Origin of the sequence: Candidatus Accumulibacter cognatus (assembly GCF_000584975.1) — a bacterium.
GTDB classification, from domain to species: Bacteria; Pseudomonadota; Gammaproteobacteria; order Burkholderiales; family Rhodocyclaceae; genus Accumulibacter; species Accumulibacter cognatus.
Map to the genome: position 1 here is coordinate 20,144 of NZ_JDST02000038.1, position 12,660 is coordinate 32,803.

15 protein-coding genes are annotated in these 12,660 nt (G+C 62.6%); 4 read left to right on the top strand and 11 right to left on the bottom strand.

From position 1 onward, the window contains the following. Positions 1–6: 6 nt before the first annotated feature. The 9 genes from AW06_RS07860 to amrB all read right to left on the bottom strand — a co-directional run bounded on the left by AW06_RS07860 (position 7) and on the right by amrB (position 8,698). Positions 7–996: a sterol desaturase family protein gene (locus AW06_RS07860; RefSeq protein WP_034948305.1), complete on the bottom strand. Its 990-nt coding sequence runs from the start codon at positions 994–996 to the stop codon at positions 7–9. Next, complete coding sequence (locus AW06_RS07865; RefSeq protein ID WP_034948308.1) at positions 993–1,736, bottom strand: polysaccharide deacetylase family protein; 744 nt, start codon at positions 1,734–1,736, stop codon at positions 993–995. The genes AW06_RS07860 and AW06_RS07865 overlap by 4 nt, the downstream gene beginning before the upstream one ends. Then, a complete protein-coding gene (locus AW06_RS07870; protein WP_046536096.1) occupies positions 1,733–2,719 on the bottom strand; it encodes a beta-propeller fold lactonase family protein in 987 nt (328 codons plus the stop codon). Before AW06_RS07870 ends, AW06_RS07865 begins: the two co-directional genes overlap by 4 nt. An 88-nt stretch (positions 2,720–2,807) precedes the next feature. Next, the gene (locus AW06_RS07875; protein ID WP_034948310.1) at positions 2,808–4,655 is read right to left on the bottom strand and encodes an Hsp70 family protein; all 1,848 of its coding nucleotides are present in this window, start codon (positions 4,653–4,655) and stop codon (positions 2,808–2,810) included. Then, on the bottom strand, positions 4,652–5,212 hold the full coding sequence (locus AW06_RS07880) for a DUF2760 domain-containing protein (RefSeq protein WP_034948313.1): 561 nt from the start codon (positions 5,210–5,212) through the stop codon (positions 4,652–4,654). Before AW06_RS07880 ends, AW06_RS07875 begins: the two co-directional genes overlap by 4 nt. A 421-nt stretch (positions 5,213–5,633) precedes the next feature. Further along, positions 5,634–6,296: an alpha/beta hydrolase gene (locus tag AW06_RS07885; protein ID WP_034948316.1), complete on the bottom strand. Its 663-nt coding sequence runs from the start codon at positions 6,294–6,296 to the stop codon at positions 5,634–5,636. Then, positions 6,293–7,402 carry an AmmeMemoRadiSam system radical SAM enzyme gene (gene amrS, locus AW06_RS07890; protein ID WP_273704500.1) on the bottom strand — a complete coding sequence of 370 codons (1,110 nt, stop codon included), beginning with the start codon at positions 7,400–7,402 and terminating at the stop codon, positions 6,293–6,295. The genes AW06_RS07885 and amrS overlap by 4 nt, the downstream gene beginning before the upstream one ends. Beyond that, a complete protein-coding gene (gene amrA / locus AW06_RS07895; RefSeq protein ID WP_034948318.1) occupies positions 7,387–7,935 on the bottom strand; it encodes an AmmeMemoRadiSam system protein A in 549 nt (182 codons plus the stop codon). Before amrA ends, amrS begins: the two co-directional genes overlap by 16 nt. Beyond that, on the bottom strand, positions 7,925–8,698 hold the full coding sequence (gene amrB, locus AW06_RS07900; RefSeq protein ID WP_034948321.1) for an AmmeMemoRadiSam system protein B: 774 nt from the start codon (positions 8,696–8,698) through the stop codon (positions 7,925–7,927). The genes amrA and amrB overlap by 11 nt, the downstream gene beginning before the upstream one ends. 182 nt (positions 8,699–8,880) lie before the next feature. On the opposite strand from amrB, the gene ispD reads away from it, so the two are divergent. Together ispD and ispF are read left to right on the top strand one after the other, a co-directional pair. Then, entirely contained in the window at positions 8,881–9,579 is a 699-nt protein-coding gene (gene ispD, locus AW06_RS07905) for a 2-C-methyl-D-erythritol 4-phosphate cytidylyltransferase (protein ID WP_034948324.1), read from the top strand. A 124-nt stretch (positions 9,580–9,703) separates the two neighbouring features. Further along, the gene (gene ispF, locus AW06_RS07910; RefSeq protein ID WP_034948327.1) at positions 9,704–10,186 is read left to right on the top strand and encodes a 2-C-methyl-D-erythritol 2,4-cyclodiphosphate synthase; all 483 of its coding nucleotides are present in this window, start codon (positions 9,704–9,706) and stop codon (positions 10,184–10,186) included. 155 nt (positions 10,187–10,341) lie between these two features. Here the strand turns inward: ispF and AW06_RS07915 are convergent, their stop codons facing one another. Both AW06_RS07915 and AW06_RS07920 read right to left on the bottom strand, forming a co-directional pair. Further along, a complete protein-coding gene (locus AW06_RS07915; RefSeq protein WP_034948330.1) occupies positions 10,342–10,746 on the bottom strand; it encodes a type II toxin-antitoxin system VapC family toxin in 405 nt (134 codons plus the stop codon). Further along, positions 10,743–10,994, bottom strand: coding sequence for a type II toxin-antitoxin system prevent-host-death family antitoxin (locus tag AW06_RS07920; protein ID WP_034948356.1), 252 nt, complete (start codon positions 10,992–10,994; stop codon positions 10,743–10,745). Before AW06_RS07920 ends, AW06_RS07915 begins: the two co-directional genes overlap by 4 nt. Before the next feature lie 257 nt (positions 10,995–11,251). Between AW06_RS07920 and AW06_RS20150 the strand changes: the two genes are divergently transcribed. After that, the gene (locus tag AW06_RS20150) at positions 11,252–11,401 is read left to right on the top strand and encodes a PEP-CTERM sorting domain-containing protein (protein WP_273704501.1); all 150 of its coding nucleotides are present in this window, start codon (positions 11,252–11,254) and stop codon (positions 11,399–11,401) included. A gap of 372 nt (positions 11,402–11,773) precedes the next feature. After that, the coding region (locus AW06_RS07925; protein ID WP_273704502.1) for an SdrD B-like domain-containing protein at positions 11,774–12,660 on the top strand (887 nt) is incomplete at its 3' end.

The following is a 12,660-nucleotide window of genomic DNA, read 5'->3' on the forward strand; positions in this document are numbered from 1 at the left end:
GTCTCATCATTCGTGTTGGTGTTGTTCGCGATGACTATTGGCCGGGGAGAACGAGACCGCGAGGGCGCACAGTCCTTCCCATTGCTGTCGCCAGAAGCCACTCTGTGCGGCCGATTCCGGCAGCGGCCCTGGCCTGAGGCCACAGGGTGGCATCGTCTGGCCGCGATACTGGGTGCCGAAGATTTGATCCCAGATAGGCAGGAGGACCGCGAAATTGCAGCCAAAGCGGTATTGCCGGCCAGCCGGCAGGTCGATGGCATGATGCCAGCGATGATAGCGGGGGCTGACCAGCAGGAGTTCGCCAAAGTGTCCGAACGATAGCCGGGCATTGACATGCGACAGGTTTTCGATGGTCTTGACGACGATCAGCAGGCCAACGAAGTGACCCGGGGGGACGCCGATCAGCAGCGCAACGATGGCGAACCAGGCACCGCCTACCAGGTCGTCGAGGAGATGGTTGCGGCTGTCCGTCCACAGCGTCATCTGGCGCTGGCTGTGGTGGATCGCGTGCAGTGCCCACCACCAGCGGAAGGTGTGCGAAAGGCGATGGCGCCAGTATTCGGTAAAGTCCAGGATGCACAGATAGACCAGGAAACTGAGCAATGGCCAGGCTTCCAGGGCGGGGAACAGATCCTCGAGTTGCGGCGGGATGATGTCGTTGAAGCGCAACCAGCCTTCGAGGGTGCCGAACAGCGGGGCCAGCAGGGCGAAAACGAACAGCGGAATGATTCCCAGGCGGTCCAGAAAGGAATACAGCACGTCCACCCGCACCGCCTTGCGGTCTGGCCAGACCTCGATCGGTCGCAGTGCCTCCAGGGGGCGCAGCAGCAGGAAAGCGGCGGTGATCTGCAATACCCCGCAGAGGAAGAACTCGATGCCGTCGAAAGCCATTTCCAGATAGCTGCCCATGCCCGTGGCCAGCAGCACGGGTTGCAGCAGATGCGCCAGTAGCCAGCCCTGCAGTTCGACAAACGCTTCAATGCAGGCGTTAATCATGATGACCGCCGCGTGGCAAAACAGAAGCCCTTGTTCTTGAGGCCAGAGATCAGGGGGTCCAGCATCGGTGCAAAGGGATCCTTGCGTGACCAGATGCCGAGGTGGGCCATGACGATGTCGCCATCCTTGAGACGGTCGAGGGCGCGCTGCAGCAATACCGGGTTGGGGTAGGTGTCGGAGGGCAGTTCGTCGCCGAGAAAGCCCGCCGGGGCCCAGCCAACATGCTGGTAGCCACAGGCTCGTGCTGCGGACAGCGTGTTCGGTGTGGTGCGGCCTCCTGGAGCACGCCAGAGGGGGTCGAGTCGACGACCGGTGAGTTCCTGGAAGCGCTGATCGGGACCTTGCAATTCCTTGCAGATGGCGCGCGCGTCGAGGTTCTCGGTGAGGCCATTCGGCAGCCGGTAGCGCACCTCCTCGCCGCTGTCGCCACGAAAACTTCCGTGTCGCCAGGTATGGCTGCCGAAGGCGTGGCCTTCTGCGACGCGTGCCTGCCAGTAGGGTGCCCAACTGGCATCGAGAGCGTGATCGCCACGGCTGGTGGCTTCCTGCGCCAGAAAGAAGGTCGCTTTGACCCCGTGCCTGGCCAGAGTCTCGGCGATCAATTCGGCATGGCGCATATTGCCGGTGTCAAAGGTCAGGTAGAGCGTCCTCTTGCAGGCATCGGCATGTGCGGCAGGAATGATCAGCGCCGGCAGGGTCGTCAGCAAAATCGGAAGCAGGTGGCGAAGGTCAGGTTTCATCTCAGGCCGGCGTGGTTGGTAAAGAACACGCCGTGCGGCGAACTGCCGACCGTGATCGACTGTTTGATTTTCTTGGTGACCAGATCGAGAACCTGCACTTTGCGGGCGAAGCGTGCGGTTGTCCAGAGTTCCTTGCCGTCGGCGCGGACGATCATGTCGTCCGGTCCGCCAGGGACCTCGTATTTTTCCACCACCGTCATCGTCTGCGTATCGAGCAGCGAAATGCTGCCATCGATCGTACGGTTGGAAACATAGTAATGGCGTCCATCGCCCTTGGGTTGCAGATTGTGGGCCGCGGTGCCGGTGGCGATCTTCATCACGCTCTTGCGAGTGCGCCATTCGATGACCTCGACGACGCCTGCGCCCATGCAGGCCACCAGGAGATGGCGGTTGTCGGGGGCCATCATGATTCCGGCCGGTGTCGCGGCAACCGGTATGACCCAGGCGATGGTCTGCGTGCCGAGGCTGATGGCCATGATTTCGTTGGAGTCCTGGAGGGTCACGAAGACAAACTGGCTGTCGTTGTCAAAAGCCATGTGTGATGGTGTTTTCGGTGCGGGCAGGCGGGCGACCAGTCGGAAGTCCCTGGGGTCGTAGAGGTCGACGCGGTCAAGGCGTAAGGAGGTGGCGACGAACCATTTGCGGTTCGGCGAAAAGCCCAGTTGATAGGGGTCCGAGATGTTGCGGATGCGTTTCTGCTCCTGACCGGTGTTCGGGTCGAAGAAGACCAGTTGGTTGGAAGCGGCACAGGCCACAATCAGCGACTTGTCGTCGGGTGTCGGCATCAGGTGGTGCGGTTCCTTGCAGACGGCTACCTTGCCAGTGACCTGATAGGTTTCGGTATCGATCAGGCTGAGCGTGCCGTCTGCCGAATTGAGGGCGATCGCCAGCCCGGCATGCGCGGCGATGGCCGGGCACAGCAGTGGAACGATCAATAGCCATCCGGCAAGACGGCGGAGGGAATTGGCCAGGCGGGAGATCATCGCGAGTAAAAGGAGAGCAAAAGATTCCACCAAGTATAAGGCCCTTCGCCTTCGTTCAGACCATGTGCGACAGGCTATTCATCAGTACTCAGTCGCTGGCGCCGGCGCGCACGTCGAACTCGACTTTCCAGTGCTGCGGGCCGTCGTGCGGCAGGGCTTCGAGTTCGAGGGTGCCGGCTTCGGTGATGCGCGCATGCAGCCTGACGCGTACCACTTCGCCGGCGGCACGGCCTTCGCTCGGCAGCGTGGTCTGGATTTCGTCGAGTTCCTGCAGTTCTTCGGGTTCCCAATCGTCAAGCAGGGTGCCCACCTGGTCCTGACGGCGAACCGAAGATCCGAAGAAGCGAAAGCGCACCTGTTCGCCGACGACCAGGCCGAATTCCTGCTCCGACAAGGCGGCCTCGCTGCCTTCCTCCATGCCGAACGGCGCCAGGCACAGTGCTTGCACCGGCGGTTGCAGGCCGGGTACCGCGGGCATCACCGATTCGACCGCGACGTAGTATGCCTGTGCCGTGCCGCCACGGATGCGCACGCCCTGGCCGCGCCGGACGTAGCCGTAATAAGCGGCCCCGCGCGCAACGGCGAGGTCAAGGTCGGCGCCTTCGAGCAGGCGTGCGGCCGGGGCAGCCTCGGCACTGAGCCAGGAATTGATCGTCGCCAGGGTACGTTCGGCGAGCAGTTCGGACTTGAAGACGCCACCATTGAAGAGTACAGCGGTCGGATGCAGAAAGGTTGCGTCTTCGGGCAACTCGCCGATGAAACCCGCGAGATCAGCGGTCGCGGCGACCTGGCGGGCGAGAAAAGCGGCCAGGTGACGGGTGACGGCGGCGTCCTGCGCGTAGGGCAGGCCGAGCTGCGTCAGACCGCCACGCCCACGGCCCTGTGGGCGATCGGCGATGGCTGCGGGCGGGAAGAAACCTTCGAGCAGTGTCGCGGAGAGTTCAGCACGCGTCAGTTCGGTGCGGATCGATCCGCCGATCAGCTTGGCGCCACGGCTGGCGATCACCAGCGGCACGACAGCAATTTCAGGATCGCTGAGCAGCGTTTCTTTGGCACCTCGGCAGGCGTGCGTCAGCGCCCGCAGTTGCCAGGCGTCGAGCTTGCTGCCCTGGGCGGACAGCTTGCCGGCGACGGCATAGGCCAGCGCCAGGTCCATGTTGTCACCGCCGAGCAGGATGTGCTCGCCGACGGCGACGCGATGCAGTTCGAGGTTACCTTCGCGTTCGAGCACGGCGATCAGCGAAAAGTCGCTGGTGCCGCCGCCGACATCGACGACCAGGATGATGTCGCCGGGCCGTACCTGTTTGCGCCAGCCGCCGGCACTCTGCTGAATCCAGCTGTAGAGCGCCGCTTGCGGTTCTTCGAGCAGGGTCATGCGCTCGCAGCCGGCGGCGCGCGCCGCTTCGGCAGTCAGTTCGCGGGCTGCAGGGTCGAAGGAGGCGGGAATCGTGACGACGATCTCCTGCTCGACGAAAGGGACCTCCGGCTGCGCCTGATCCCAGGCGGAGCGCAGGTGGCCGAGATAGCGCAGCGAGGCTTCGAGCGGTGACAGGCGCGTCACTTCCGGCGGTGCGTCGTTGGGCAGGATCGCTGCGCGCCGATCGACGCCGGCGTGACAGAGCCAGCTCTTGGCGCTCGACACCAGACGGATCGGCGTCGCTGCACCGCGGCTGCGCGCCATTTCACCAACCGCATGGTCCTGTTCGTTGGTCCACGGAAGGTCCAGATCGCCGGCGGCGAGCTCGCTCGGGTGCGGCAGGTAGATGAACGACGGCAGCAGGCCGAGCGCCTCGACCGAGCCGGGTGCGGTCAACTGGGGTACCTGCAGCACCTCCTGCACGACCTGTTCGCCGTCGCAGGCGCCGATATCGACATAGGAGAGGGCGCAGTGAGTGGTGCCCAGATCGATGCCGATCGAAAATTTTGGCTCGCTCATAGTTCCACCTCCGCGGGGGCAACGATGTTCAGTTGATGACTGCCGCTCAGCCTGGGCAGGCGCGTTTCGACCACACGCCAGCCGCGGTGAGTGATGCTGCCGTGGAAGGGCGGCTGGCCGACGACGTTGCCGGTGACGCGAATCGCCGCAGCGTCGAAGCCTGCCGGCAGCGTGATCCGGCTGCCTTCGGCTTCATCGCGGACCGGGCTGATCGTGAAATGGTCGTGCAGCACCTTGCGACAGCCTTCATGCACGACGCGCACCGCAGCGCCGATGTCGGCGTCGGCATAGGCGGCGACGTCCTCCTGAATGAAGTCGATGAAGCGCGCCTCTCGCTGCAGCAGGCCAAGGAGTTGCAGTGCGCCGTCGGGAGCGGCTTCCCGGAGCGGCACGACCACCGGTTTGGGGGCCGGCGCCGGTGCCGAAGGTTCGGCGCGCTGTTCTCCGGAACGCAGCGCCTGAACGCGCCCGGCAAACTGGCCATCGGAAAGGATCGAGAAGAAGGTGCCAAAGGCAAGGGAGATCCTGCTCAACAGGGAAGGATGGGCTGGTTTCATAAAATGGTCCTGGTGGGTCTGCCGCTGCAGCGGCGCGGTAAGGGGCTTCAAGACTCCGTCACGGCTGGCAGGCAAACGCCGCGCCGGGTCTTCTTCGAAGAGGGGCAATCGCTTTGTGGTTTGCGCATAGCTGGCCGTCGCCGGGGTGTAAGAGCATACCAGTCGAAGGGTACCTAACGATCATGACTATTCCGGGCACCACCGATCATGAAAGTCATGACCGCTGCCCTCTCTCCCGCCAGTGGGGGGAGGGGAGATGCGTGATAAAGGCACGATGCCGAGTCAGTGCTGGCCCTTCCGGCAGGTCTGTTGCAGTGCAATATATACGATTTTTCAGTTTCAGGGTAGCACCGGGCCGGATCTGATCGGTTGGGGGACGCCCCGCTGGCTGATCCACCCGACAAGGCCGAGCGTCTCCTGCTCAGGCTAGCGTGGGCCGGTGCTGGACAAACCAGAGCGCCGTCTCGCGGGCGACGGCCCCGAGAGCGGCGGCCGGATCGGGCGACACGGGCGGCAGCAGTTTCAGTTCATGGTGGCAGCTCAACTGGTGCAGGGCGCGTCGATTGCTGGCCGTCACACGTTCGTCGTCCTCGCCGACGAGAACCAGCAGCGGAGCGCTGAGCGAGCGCAGGTAGAGCATGCCGGCCAGATCGATCAGACCACCGCGGCAGACGATGGCAAAGATGTCATGGTCGCGCAGGGCGGCAACGCGCAGCGCCACCGGAGAACAGTCGCCAGCGGCGCAGAGGCCGATCGGCAGGGTCGGCAATTCACCCAGCAGCATCCGTTGCTTGATCAGCGTGAGTGTGTCGAGCAGGCGTCTGGCGAGCAGCGAGACGTTGTGGTGAATGTCGGCGAAGCGTTCTTCGGCGTGCGTCAGCAGGTCGAGCGTCAGCGTGCCGATACCGGCGTGCTGCAGGACCACGGCCAGAGCGTCGTCGCGCGCCTCGGGATTCTCGCCGGCATGCGTCAGCACGACCAGGGCCGACAAGCGCGCCGGCAGGCTCAGCAAGCCTTGCAGTAGAGCCTGCCCGGTGGGGATGGAGATCGGCGTATCACCCGGAAAACTGATGGCTTCGTTCACCGCCGCTCCAGCCGCACCGGCACGCGACGCGGTCCGAAAGGCTTGCCGAAACGGGTGAAGTGGCCGGCAATCAAGGTTCCGCAGTGGGGGCAGCGGCCATCGCTCGGCAGGTCGTAATGCCGGATGCTGTACCAGTCGCGCTCGATCAGGGCAGCCTGGCAAGACGGGCAGAAGGTGGTTCCGCCTTCGCTGTCGTGCACATTGCCGGTGTACACGTAGTGCAGGCCGGCGTCGATGGCGATGCGCCGCGCCTGTGTCAGCGTCGATGGCGGGGTAGGGGGCAGGTCGTTCATTTTCCAGTCGGGATGGAAGGCGGTGAAGTGCAGCGGGACTTCCGGCCCCAGTTCGCGCGCCACCCAGTCGGCGAGTGCCTTGATCTCGCCGGCGGAATCGTTCTTGCCCGGAATCAGCAGGGTGGTGATTTCGAGCCAGCACTTCGTTTCATGATGGATGTAGGCGAGGATGTCGAGTACCGGTTGCAGGTGGCCACCGCAGAGCCTGAAGTAGAAATCGTCGGTGAAGGCCTTGAGATCGACGTTGGCGGCGTCCAGAACGGCGTAGAACTCGCGCGCCGGCTCGGGATGGATGTAGCCGGCAGTGACGGCCACGGTCCTGACGTCGCGTTCATGGCAGGCCCGCGCAGTGTCGATCGCGTATTCGGCGAAGATGACCGGGTCGTTGTAGGTGAAGGCTACCGACTGGGCGCCGTAGGCAACCGCTGCGGCGGCGATGCCCTCGGGAGTCGCGGCGTCGAGCAGGCGGTCCATGTCTTTCGACTTCGAGATGTCCCAGTTCTGACAGAATTTGCAGGCGAGATTGCAACCGGCAGTGCCGAAGGAGAGGATCGACGAGCCGGGATAGAAGTGGTTGAGCGGCTTTTTCTCGATCGGATCGATGCAGAAGCCCGACGAACGCCCGTAGGTGGTCAGCACCATCTGACCACCGAGGTTCTGGCGAACGAAGCAGGCGCCGCGCTGACCCTCATGCAGTCTACAGTCACGCGGACAGAGGTCGCACTGAATGCGTTCGTCTTCGATGGCGTGCCACCAGCGACCCGGATGTGCCGATTCCGGCACCTTGGGTGAATGGTCTAGTTCTCTTTCCATTTTCGTACTCCATAACGCGCGAGGACGAGCTGCTCGTGCCAGAAGTCGGCGGGCAGCCCGGCCTTGAGTTTCAGTTGTGCCAGGAATTGGCGTGGCTCGGGGAGCGACTCCCAGACCTGCGGCAGGAAGGTCGCGCGCCGCCTGCCGTAACTCACGATCAGGCCGTCGATGCCGGGTCGCAGACGCGCCAGCGCGTCGGCCTCGTCGACGACGGCGAAGGGCTCGGCCGGCGTCAGCAGTGAAACCTCGACGCACGTGCGTACAAACTCCGCCTGACTCAAGGGCGCAAAGCGCGTATCAAGAAAGGCCGCGGCAACGGCGTTTTCAGCGACGTTGGTGGCGAGCGGCCGGTGTGCTTCGAGGCTGCCGATGCAACCGCGCAACCGACCGTCCTGGGTGAGGGTGACGAACGTCGCTGCCGGTTCGGCAAGTTCCGGGAGCGGATCAACGGCCCGCGCGGCGAGTCCGAAACGCTTGGCGATCGCGTTGCGGGCGATCGACAGCAGAGCGCTGCCCAAGGCGTCAGTGGGCATGTGCGGGCTCCACGCTGAAACTGAAGGCGCCGTAGCCGACGACTCGCGACCGGTCGCCGGCGGTGTCGCCTGAATTGCGCAGGTCGATCAGTCTGGCCTGCAATCCGTGCCGGCGCGCAGCCAGCAACAGGCCATTGACCGGTGTCGCGCCACACGCCTGTTGATGGTCGATGTGCGCATCGAGCGCGACAATGTGTCGCGCGGTGTTGCTGTCGGTCTCCCGGGCCAGCGCGTAGGGCAGGTAGTGCGAAAGATCGGAGCTGATCACGATCAGCGTCTCATCTCCTCCCCACAGGCATTCGAGCACTTCCGCCACCGCTGCGGCCGAAGCGCGGCCGACCGCGAGCGGCAACAGCGTGAACCCGGCAAGCACCGTCTGCAGGAAAGGAAGCTGCACTTCCAGCGAGTGTTCGAGGGCATGCGCGGCGTCGCTGACGATGACCTGCGGCAATGGTTCGATGCTGGCCATGGCTTCCTGGTCGAGCTGGACGACGCCGAGCGGGGTGGCGAAGGCGCGGGAGGAGGGCAGCGCCAGCCCATCGACCGCGACCCGGTGAGTCGGTCCGAGCAGGATCACGCGACGAATGCGCTCGCGCAGGTTCGCGAGCGGCGCATAGATGCTGGCCGCGATCGGGCCCGAATAGACATAGCCGGCATGCGGGGCAATGATCGCCTTCGGGCGGATGCCGGGTGCCGGTGGCGGGTGGCTCAGCATTTGCTGGAGGTCGCGCGCCAGAGCCGAAGGGGAGCCGGGGTAGAACATGCCGGCAACTGCGGCCGGACGGATTGGCTGGGTTGAGTGCGTCACGTGCTTGCTCCTCGATGAAGGGCGGCTCGACCAGAGGGCCGCCGTGACCACGGGATGGGCGTGGCAGTGATCGTCTGGCCGCAACACCGCGGATTCATTTCGCCATCCCTGTGCGTATAACTGGTTAAAATTACGCCATGCCAAACTACTACGCAATCGTTCCTGCCGCCGGTTCGGGATCGCGCTTTGGCGGCGAGACGCCCAAACAATATCAGATGCTTGCCGGTCAACCATTGATCTATCACAGTCTCGCGGTTCTTTGTCACCATCCGCGCATCGAGCGTGTCTGGGTGGTGCTGTCGCCAGAGGATAGATGGTGGCGACAGCATGATTGGACAAGTCTAGGCTATAAACTTGAAACCATTTATTGTGGAGGTGCGACGCGATCCGCCAGCGTCCGCAATGGCCTCGACGCTGCGGCGACGGCTGCCGATGACGAAGACTGGGTGCTGGTGCATGATGCCGCGCGACCCTGTCTTTCGCAGGCGATGTTGACGGCCCTTTGCGACGAACTCGCCGACGATCCCATCGGCGGCCTTCTCGCGGTGCCGGTGGCGGACACGCTGAAACGCGCCGACGCCAGCGAGCGCGTGGCCGGTACCGAGCCGCGCGACGGCCTGTGGCAGGCGCAGACACCGCAGATGTTTCGTTATGGCCTGTTGGCCCGGGTTCTGGTCGAGCCGCTCGCCAGTACCGATGAGGCGTCGGCCGTCGAAGCCGCCGGTTTCAGGCCGAAACTGGTGCAGGGTGACGCCAGCAACCTCAAGGTCACCTATCCGGTCGATCTGCGACTGGCAGAACTGATCCTGCTGGCGAGAATGCAGGGGGGCCAATGATGCCAATGATTAATGTGGAAGTCGCGTCAGCGACTCACGAATCTTCCCTCCCCCCTCGCGAGGGAGGGGTCGGGGGAGAGGGAAACGGTCATGACTTTCATGGTCGAAGGTGTCTGGAAAAGTCATGACCGTTCGTATCGGACAAGGTTGCGACATTCACGCACTGGTTCCAGGACGCAAGCTGATCCTCGGCGGTGTCGACATTCCGCATGTCTGCGGCCTGCTCGGCCATTCCGATGCGGATGCGCTGCTGCACGCGATCACCGACGCACTGCTCGGCGCCGCTGCGCTCGGTGACATCGGTCGTCATTTTCCCGATACCGATGCCCGCCATCGGGGTGCCGACAGTCGGCAGTTGCTGCGCGCGACACTTGCGCTGCTGACGCAGGCCGGCTGGCGGGTGGGCAATGTCGACGCAACGATCCTCGCGGAGCAGCCGAAGATGGCACCACACCTGCCGCAGATGGTCGCCAACATCGCTGCCGACCTGCAGGTGCCTGCAAGCTGTGTGAACATCAAGGCCAAGACCGCCGAACGGCTGGGCTTTGTCGGCCGTGGTGAGGGCATCGCCACCGAGGCGGTGGTGCTGATCTGCCGGGGGGCTTGAGGTCTTCTTGAGGGGCGACTGCGTGAGTTTCGTGGTGATCCCGATGTGCCACCTTGCGGTCGTCCTTGAAGCAGGAAACGTCATGAGTCTGGGGTATGCACGGCAGAGGGCGGGCAGGCGAGCGGACTGGCAGCCGCACGGGAGGTCGATCGCTCTTAGACCAGCCGAATCGGACTCATGCGGTAGGCGGCCACCTGGACGTCATTGGTCAGCAGAGTGATGCCTTCGACCGTCGCCTGGGCAATCAGAAGTCGGTCGAAAGGATCTTGGTGATGATCAGGCAAATTTGCCAACCCTGCGGTGTGCTCGCTGTTGATGGGCAGCTCGATATAGCCGTTGTCGAGGAGTGCGCGCCGGAACAGGTGCGGGTCAACACGAAAGTCGGCCCTGGCGAGCGCATTCTTGATGGCGACCTCCCAAATGCTGGCGGGGCTGAAATACAAGGCATTCGTCTCGTCCTTGATCAGTGCGGACACCTCCGTCGGCAGAGATCCGCTCGCCGTGTCGTTTCCCGACACCCCGCTCCAAAGCAGCAGATGAGTATCGAGCAGGAGCTTCATTCCTCACAAGCGAACATCGCTACGATTTCTTCGCTTCCCAACGCATTGAATACCCTGGCTGCCGGCACAGTGACCTGACCGGCCAGAAAGCCGATCCGTTTCATTTGAGAGGACTCTGGTGCATTGAGCGCCATCACCTTGACCATAGGCTTACCGGCTTTGGCGATCACGAATGACTCACCCTTGGCGGCTTGTTCGACCAGGCGAGATAGCTGGGTCTTGGCATCGTGAATGTTGAACGTTTGCATGAACGGCTCCTGCGCCTGTAAATCTAGTCCGCTTAGTTTAGTCTGAAATAGTTGGTCGTCAACATCGCTGCCGACCAGGTGTCGGAATTTCTTACAGTTCGGTGGGACGATCCTGTCGCCGAAGACGAGATTCATTTTTAAACCAGATCATGAGATCAGTTGGCACGATTGATGCTTTGTGCGCTTTGGCTGCCGCTCAATCAGTGGGCAGTAAAAGTGTTAATCAATGATCAACTGTTCTCAAGAGGAGTCTTCCCATGCGCGCACTGTTCTCTATCGCTGTCCTGATGTCTACTGCAATTTCTGCTGTTGCGGCTCCTGTGCTGCACGTTCCGGAGCCCGAATCGCTGGCGCTGGTAGCCGCTGCAGCTGTCGCGATGCTGGTAGCCCGGCGTAATAAGAAGTAAAGCCGAGTCACTCACGCCTGGAGAAGGGGCATTTCGATTCCTGCCCCTTGATTCCCGGCGTTTTCGGCGTTAGGTGCCGATCATCAAGCCGACTGCCATCATCTTCAGCGTCTGTGGAAGAAGTCCTGGTGAAATTCGCAGCAGGATGCAAAATGGCTGTTCTGACTACTTATCTTTGACCCAGAAACCCAAGCCATGAGCACATTCACTATCCGTGTCACCTCTCCAGCGACCAACGCGGCCGGCACTTCATTCAATCCGGCAACCCAGCAGCCAGACCAGGGTGCGCCGAGTTTCCTTGACCTGATCGTCACGAACAGCACAGACCCGTTGCTTCCCAATGGCGTGTATGACGCCTATTGCCTTACCCCCTTGATCGACATCAATTTGTCGCCGACCACCTATTCCGGCACGACGAACTACCCTGGCAATACGGTACCATCGTTTGATCCATCCGGTTCGCTGGTGATGACGCAGCTACAGACCGATCGAATCAACTGGCTGCTGGCGCAAAATCTGACTTCCGATCCCAAGTTCGGTGGCCAATTCAACTACGGTGAAGTGCAGACCGCCATCTGGAAGATCAACGGCTTTACCGATGCCCAGATTATCGCTGCAGGCCAGACGCCCTTCCTGAATGACGGCGGCAATAACGTGGTCAGCTCCGCTGACATCGACTTCCTGGTGTCTCAATCCGCCATCGCCATCGCCAGCGGTAACGGCGTATTGCCAACCGATGCGTTCTTCACGACATTCATTGACCCGACGGGCAACGTACAGCCGCTGATCATCCAGCTGCAGAGTGCCAGACTCGGCGACTACGTTTGGTTTGATGGTAATGGCAACGGCCTTCAGGATTCCAATGAGGCTGGCGTCGACAATGTGGTCGTCGAATTGTACGACGGCAGCGGCAATTTCATTTCGAGCACCAAGACCGGCGACGATTTCAGTACCGCAGCAGTCGAGCATGGTTACTACCAGTTCACTGGCCTCAAGGCGGGTAACTATCAGGTGAAATTCATTGCGCCGACCTCATATCAGTTCACTACGAAGGATGCAAACGGCAACGCTCAGGATGCGGCCGACAGCGACGCACATGTAACTTCTGGATTCAGTCATGTCGTTACACTTCCCCCAGGAGGGTCGAATCAGACCATCGACGCCGGGCTGGTCCAGCCCGCCAGCCTGGGCGACCGGCTGTGGCTCGACAGCAACGCCAACGGCCAGCAGGACGACGGCGCGACCGGCATCAGCGGCCA

Excerpts from the sequence above, each read along its gene's own strand:
- AW06_RS07880 (WP_034948313.1), bottom strand. The coding sequence starts at position 5,212 with ATGAAACCAGCCCATCCTTCCCTGTTGAGCAGGATCTCCCTTGCCTTT.
- amrB (WP_034948321.1), bottom strand. The coding sequence starts at position 8,698 with ATGTTCTACCCCGGCTCCCCTTCGGCTCTGGCGCGCGACCTCCAGCAA.
- AW06_RS07920 (WP_034948356.1), bottom strand. The coding sequence starts at position 10,994 with ATGCAAACGTTCAACATTCACGATGCCAAGACCCAGCTATCTCGCCTG.
- AW06_RS07875 (WP_034948310.1), bottom strand. The coding sequence starts at position 4,655 with ATGAGCGAGCCAAAATTTTCGATCGGCATCGATCTGGGCACCACTCAC.
- AW06_RS07860 (WP_034948305.1), bottom strand. The coding sequence starts at position 996 with ATGATTAACGCCTGCATTGAAGCGTTTGTCGAACTGCAGGGCTGGCTA.
- amrS (WP_273704500.1), bottom strand. The coding sequence starts at position 7,402 with ATGGAAAGAGAACTAGACCATTCACCCAAGGTGCCGGAATCGGCACAT.
- AW06_RS20150 (WP_273704501.1), top strand. The coding sequence starts at position 11,252 with ATGCGCGCACTGTTCTCTATCGCTGTCCTGATGTCTACTGCAATTTCT.
- AW06_RS07870 (WP_046536096.1), bottom strand. The coding sequence starts at position 2,719 with ATGATCTCCCGCCTGGCCAATTCCCTCCGCCGTCTTGCCGGATGGCTA.
- amrA (WP_034948318.1), bottom strand. The coding sequence starts at position 7,935 with ATGCCCACTGACGCCTTGGGCAGCGCTCTGCTGTCGATCGCCCGCAAC.
- AW06_RS07915 (WP_034948330.1), bottom strand. The coding sequence starts at position 10,746 with ATGAAGCTCCTGCTCGATACTCATCTGCTGCTTTGGAGCGGGGTGTCG.
- AW06_RS07865 (WP_034948308.1), bottom strand. The coding sequence starts at position 1,736 with ATGAAACCTGACCTTCGCCACCTGCTTCCGATTTTGCTGACGACCCTG.
- ispD (WP_034948324.1), top strand. The coding sequence starts at position 8,881 with ATGCCAAACTACTACGCAATCGTTCCTGCCGCCGGTTCGGGATCGCGC.
- ispF (WP_034948327.1), top strand. The coding sequence starts at position 9,704 with ATGACCGTTCGTATCGGACAAGGTTGCGACATTCACGCACTGGTTCCA.